Annotated in this window: 1 rRNA gene; it reads left to right on the top strand. The window is 53.0% G+C overall.

Annotated elements, in window-relative coordinates:
* Positions 1-919: ribosomal RNA gene (locus ACU8YC_RS25045) — 23S ribosomal RNA — on the top strand; the annotation flags it as partial.

The following is a 919-nucleotide window of genomic DNA, read 5'->3' as shown; positions in this document are numbered from 1 at the left end:
TGTGACTGCGTACCTTTTGTATAATGGGTCAGCGACTTATATTCTGTAGCAAGGTTAACCGTATAGGGGAGCCGAAGGGAAACCGAGTCTTAACTGGGCGTTAAGTTGCAGGGTATAGACCCGAAACCCGGTGATCTAGCCATGGGCAGGTTGAAGGTTGGGTAACACTAACTGGAGGACCGAACCGACTAATGTTGAAAAATTAGCGGATGACTTGTGGCTGGGGGTGAAAGGCCAATCAAACCGGGAGATAGCTGGTTCTCCCCGAAAGCTATTTAGGTAGCGCCTCGTGAACTCATCTTCGGGGGTAGAGCACTGTTTCGGCTAGGGGGTCATCCCGACTTACCAACCCGATGCAAACTGCGAATACCGAAGAATGTTATCACGGGAGACACACGGCGGGTGCTAACGTCCGTCGTGAAGAGGGAAACAACCCAGACCGCCAGCTAAGGTCCCAAAGTCATGGTTAAGTGGGAAACGATGTGGGAAGGCACAGACAGCCAGGATGTTGGCTTAGAAGCAGCCATCATTTAAAGAAAGCGTAATAGCTCACTGGTCGAGTCGGCCTGCGCGGAAGATGTAACGGGGCTAAACCATGCACCGAAGCTGCGGCAGCGACACTATGTGTTGTTGGGTAGGGGAGCGTTCTGTAAGCCGTTGAAGGTGTGTCGTGAGGCATGCTGGAGGTATCAGAAGTGCGAATGCTGACATAAGTAACGATAATGCGGGTGAAAAACCCGCACGCCGGAAGACCAAGGGTTCCTGTCCAACGTTAATCGGGGCAGGGTGAGTCGACCCCTAAGGCGAGGCCGAAAGGCGTAGTCGATGGGAAACAGGTTAATATTCCTGTACTTGGTGTTACTGCGAAGGGGGGACGGAGAAGGCTATGTTGGCCGGGCGACGGTTGTCCCGGTTTAAG

The sequence above is a fragment of the Citrobacter sp. VF227 genome, from assembly GCF_052950715.1.
This window is presented reverse-complemented; position numbering and strand designations above follow the sequence as displayed.